We start from the raw sequence: 5196 nt of genomic DNA on the forward strand, positions 1-5196 counted from the left end.
AGAATGATTTCGGTACGACGGTTTTTTTGCCGGGCCTCTTTGGTTTTGGCCGGATCGACGGGCATAAATTCTCCTCTGCCGCTGGCAGTGAGGCGACGGGGATCAATTTTTGTACCATCCAGTAATATTCGCACAATAGCTGTAGCCCGCTTTACGCTGAGGTCCCAGTTATCGCGTATGGAGGCAGAGGGTATGACCGGAACATCATCTGTATGGCCTTCGATGGTTATATTGATATCGGGATTTTGCTCCAGTACCTTTGCCAGTCTTTTCAGCGCTGCTATACCGCGGGGGTCAACCTCTGTACTGCCGCTTTGAAACAACAGTTTTTCCTCGAGCGAGACATATACTTTCCCGTTGCGGATATTAACTGAAAGGCCTTCTTTTTCAAATCCGAGAAGGGCATCGCTGACCTTGTTTTTCAACGCCTTGACGGTTGAATCTTTACGGTAAAGAATGGTCTCGAGTTCTTTCATCCGGGCGTTTCTCTGATCGAGTTCCACGGCCATGCGGTCAAGAATCATTTTCTTTTCCTGAAGATCGCGTTCGAGCGTTTTCAGCCTGTTTTCCCTGTCAGTCAGTTCTTCCTGCGAAGCCTGCAGCTTTTTCAGCAGACGGGCTGTTTCCCGTTCATTTCCTTTCAGAAGTTCTTCCTGTGCTGCCTGCAGTTCGTTATAGGCACGGTCCAGCTGGTTGTAGTTTTTTCTTAGCATTTCAAGCTGCTGCATCAGATCGGCGCTGTCAGATGCCAGAGACCTGATTTTTTCTTCCATCTGCTGAACTTTAAACTTCAGTTCACGGGCCTGTACTGATAATTGCTCGTTTTCCTGCTTGAGTTGTTCCGTTTCGGTCGTACATTTTTTTTCCAGATCGTTAAATTTTTTCATGGTCACGCACGATCCGAGAGAAAATAATGCAATAATCAGTAATACAATATGCTGTCTTTTCATTGGCGGTATTTTTACGGCAAATATACTGCAAAAGATGCAATGCATTACGAAGCAGGGTCTGAGCGAATGCAGGGAGATGCCAGATGACCCCAGAACGTTGAACATGTTCATAGAAATATCTACCTTTGTGCACATTTATTCTGTATGGCTCATTATCCTTTACTGGAGAGAATTTTTTACCCGGATGATCTGAAAAAACTTACTCCTGAAGAATTAATTCAGGTATGTCATGAGTTGCGTGAATTCATCATCGATATTGTCTGTGAGAATCCGGGCCATCTGGGAGCCAACCTGGGGACGGTAGAACTTACGGTTGCCCTGCACTATGTTTTTGATGTTCCTCACGACAAAATTATCTGGGATGTTGGTCATCAGGCATACGGGCATAAGATTCTCACCGGACGAAGGGAAGTTTTCCATACCAACCGCAAGTATGGGGGTATCAGTGGGTTTCCCAGGCGGGATGAAAGTCCGTATGATGTTTTTGGTACCGGGCACTCATCAACTTCCATATCGGCCGCTTTAGGGATTGCCATGGGGCTCAGGTACAACAGCCGGGACGAAGCCAATGTCATTGCAGTAATAGGAGATGGAAGTCTTACAGGAGGCATGGCCTTTGAAGGATTGAACAATGCAGGCACTCTGCATCCCAACATGCTGGTCATTCTCAACGACAACAACATGTCCATTGATCCCAACGTGGGTGCCCTGAAAGACTATCTGCTTGATATTACGACATCGAAAACATACAACAGGTTCCGGGATGAGGTGTGGGACATGCTGGGAAAACTGGGTCGCATGGCTCCGTTTGCCCGACAGTATGTTCAGAAGATTGAAGCATCACTGAAGGCCCTTTTTCTCAAACAGAGCAATCTTTTTGAAGCATTGAATTTTCGTTATTTCGGTCCTGTTGACGGGCATGATGTTGTTCATCTTACTGAAGTTCTGCAGGACCTGAAAACTATTAAAGGGCCTAAACTTCTGCATGTACTTACAAAGAAAGGAAAGGGATTTCCCAGGGCAGAAGAGAACCAAACGGCTTTTCATTCACCCGGCCGTTTTGACAGGAAGACAGGTGAATTTCTTTCTGCGAAAGGTACCGAAGCGGAACCTCCCCGGTATCAGGATGTATTCGGGCTTACTCTTCTTGAGCTGATGGAACAAAACAGCAAAGTGATCGGGATAACGCCTGCTATGCCAACAGGCTGTTCCATGAATATTGCCATGGAACAATTCCCTGACCGTGTATATGATGTGGGCATAGCCGAGCAGCATGCTGTAACCTTTTCTGCCGGTTTAGCCACACAGGGGCTTATCCCCTTCTGCAACATCTATTCAACTTTTATGCAGAGAGCCTATGATCAGGTGATTCATGATGTTGCCATTCAGAATCTTCCCGTTGTTTTATGCCTTGACCGGGCCGGGCTCGTAGGAGACGATGGTGCCACCCACCACGGTGCCTTTGATCTGGCTTATTTGCGATGCATTCCCAATGTGATTGTTGCGGCTCCGATGGATGAAATTGAATTGCGGAACCTGATGTATACGGCACAGCTTCAACCCCAGGGTCCATTTGCTATACGCTACCCGAGAGGGAAAGGAGTTCACGCCCACTGGCGGGGAGCCTTTCAGGAAATACCAATAGGGAAGGGACGGATTATTGAAGAAGCAGAAGGACTGGCAGTGCTCTCCCTCGGGCATCCGGGGAATTTTGTGCGGGAGGCCGCCCGGAAGCTGTCGGAAGAAGGGATTCATTTTTCCCATTATGATCTCCGTTTCCTTAAGCCGCTTGACAAGGAACTTTTGCGGCATATTTTTCAACGGCATAAACGGATAATTACTGTTGAAGACGGTGTCCTTGCGGGAGGTTTCGGAAGTGCTGTACTTGAATTTATGGCCGATGAAGGAATAACAGCGCAGGTAATACGTCTGGGAATCCCTGACCGTTTTATTGAGCATGGCACTCAGCCTGAATTATGGAAGGAATGCGGGTACGATGCCGATAGTATTGCTGCTGTTATTAAAAAGATGCTCATAGGAAAAATCCTGCAGAAAGTAAGCTGACTCTTTTTAAAAAAATTGTATTTTCGCACACCCTGAGTTCTTTGTAAAACTGCCCGGATGGCGGAACAGGTAGACGCGCTGGTCTCAAAAACCAGTGGGATTTTCCCTTGCCGGTTCGATTCCGGCTCCGGGTACAGCTTTTTTGAGAACCTTTTTGTTTTTGGCGCAATGTGCAGAGAGGGCGGTTGAAAAATCCTTGTTACATTGGGGGGTTGATCATTGATCTGAGCAGCGTTTACAGTCAAAAGATCTTGCAACGCTGTGATTTTTTTAAAATATGGACGGTATGGCAGAAAAAGATCCGATACGACCTTACGGCGACAAGCAGTTGCAGTTTGACAGGAGGTATCTCGAAATGGCCCGTATCTGGGGTCAGAACAGCTATTGCAAGCGCCGCCAGGTAGGTGCCCTGATTGTAAAAGGCAGGATGATCATTTCAGACGGATATAATGGGACGCCTGAAGGGTTTGAAAATGTATGCGAGGATGAAACCTTTCATACCAAACCCTACGTTTTGCACGCCGAGGCGAATGCCATCACCAAGGTGGCAAAATCGAACAACAGCAGCGAAAATGCAACCCTTTATGTAACCTGTTCCCCCTGCATGGAATGTGCAAAGCTGATCATTCAGTCAGGCATCAGACGGGTGGTTTTTTCGGAGAAATATCCTAATGAAGATGGAATCCGGTTGCTGGAAAGAGCCGGAATTGAAGTAGTACATATACTTTTGTAATTTTATGGAACATAAAAACAACCGGGTATCCGTTCTTCTTCCTTTGTTACTGGCCATCATGCTCGGGGGAGGAATTCTGCTGGGCATCAACATACGGTCGCGGTCTGACAGAAGCCAGTATCTTATTTATCCCCGTACCGATAAGATCGGTACTGTAATGAGTTATATTCTGGGAGAATATGTTGATACGGTTAACAAAGAAAAGCTGACCGAAGATGCCATCAGAGCTCTTCTGAATGACCTTGACCCGCATTCCGTCTACATTCCGGCCTCGGAGCTTCAGGCTGTAAATGAGCCTCTGGAAGGGAATTTCAGCGGAATTGGCGTGCAGTTCAATATGCAGAATGATACGGTTGCCATCATTCTTACGGTTGCCAATGGTCCTTCCGAACGTGTGGGAATCCGACCAGGGGACCGGATCATTAAAATAAATGACACTCTGGTTGCCGGGGTAAAGCTTGGCACGGATAAAATAATGAAGAAGCTCAGAGGGCCAAGGGGAACCAGAGTCAAGGTCAGTATTCTGCGAAGAGGAGTCCCCGGACTTCTTGATTTTGAAATTACGCGGGATCAGATTCCTATCTATAGTGTTGATGCGGCTTACATGCTTACCTCCTCAACAGGATATATAAAAATAAGCAGTTTTTCGCGCACTACCCATGAGGAATTTGTCAGTGCCGCTGAGAAGCTCCATAAACAGGGTATGAATAGAATCATTATTGATCTGAGAGGGAACGGAGGAGGATATATGGAATCGGCTACATCGGTGGCGGATGAATTTCTCGGCGATAATGAAATGATCGTTTTTACCCAGGGCAGGCAGCGTCCGCGTTCAGTAGTAAAAGCACGTCCCGGCGGAGTATGTGTTTCCGATGGCGTTATTGTATTAATTGATGAATGGTCGGCTTCCGCAAGTGAAATTCTTGCAGGGGCTATTCAGGACAATGACAGGGGTACCATTGTAGGCCGGCGCTCATTTGGAAAAGGACTCGTTCAGGAGCAGATCCCCCTTCCGGATGGTTCCGCCCTGCGGCTTACAGTGGCACGCTATTATACCCCTACGGGACGATGCATTCAGAAGCCATACCGCGACGGAACGGAAGCCTATTACCATGAATTGATGGACCGCTACAACCGCGGAGAACTCAGCAAACCTGACAGTGCTCCCTTTCCTGACAGCCTGAAGTACCGCACACCCAAAGGGAAAATTGTTTATGGCGGCGGAGGAATTATGCCTGATGTTTTTGTTCCCCTTGATACGTCCGGAATTACTCCCTGGTTTACCCAGGTAAGAAGCAAAGGGCTGACCTATTCTTTTGCTTTTAAATACACGGATGATCATCGCCGGGATCTTGAAAAATGCAAATCCGTCAATGCCCTTCTCGATTATCTTGATAAGAAAAATGTTTTCGGAGATTTTTTGAAATATGTTAACAGCCAGGGTATTAC

The 5196-nt window shown here is 47.0% G+C and carries 4 protein-coding genes and 1 tRNA gene; 4 read left to right on the plus strand and 1 reads right to left on the minus strand.

The features are described from left to right. The coding region (locus GX419_13185) for an OmpA family protein (protein ID NLI25650.1) at window positions 1-950 on the minus strand (950 nt) is incomplete at its 3' end. 144 nt (window positions 951-1094) lie between these two features. Between GX419_13185 and GX419_13190 the strand changes: the two genes are divergently transcribed. The 4 genes from GX419_13190 to GX419_13205 form a co-directional block, all read left to right on the plus strand. Continuing rightward, complete coding sequence (locus GX419_13190; protein NLI25651.1) at window positions 1095-3014, plus strand: 1-deoxy-D-xylulose-5-phosphate synthase; 1920 nt, start codon at window positions 1095-1097, stop codon at window positions 3012-3014. 51 nt (window positions 3015-3065) lie between these two features. Continuing rightward, window positions 3066-3148, plus strand: a tRNA-Leu gene (locus GX419_13195). Window positions 3149-3300: 152 nt separating this feature from the next. After that, entirely contained in the window at window positions 3301-3747 is a 447-nt protein-coding gene (locus tag GX419_13200; protein NLI25652.1) for a dCMP deaminase family protein, read from the plus strand. Between the two features lie 4 nt (window positions 3748-3751). Then, a partial coding sequence (locus GX419_13205; protein NLI25653.1) for a S41 family peptidase occupies window positions 3752-5196 on the plus strand: 1445 nt, incomplete at its 3' end.

The sequence above is a fragment of the Bacteroidales bacterium genome (genome assembly GCA_012517825.1).
Classification (GTDB): Bacteria; Bacteroidota; Bacteroidia; order Bacteroidales; family JAAYUG01; genus JAAYUG01.

Excerpts from the sequence above, each read along its gene's own strand:
- GX419_13190 (NLI25651.1), top strand. The coding sequence starts at position 1,095 with ATGGCTCATTATCCTTTACTGGAGAGAATTTTTTACCCGGATGATCTG.
- GX419_13200 (NLI25652.1), top strand. The coding sequence starts at position 3,301 with ATGGCAGAAAAAGATCCGATACGACCTTACGGCGACAAGCAGTTGCAG.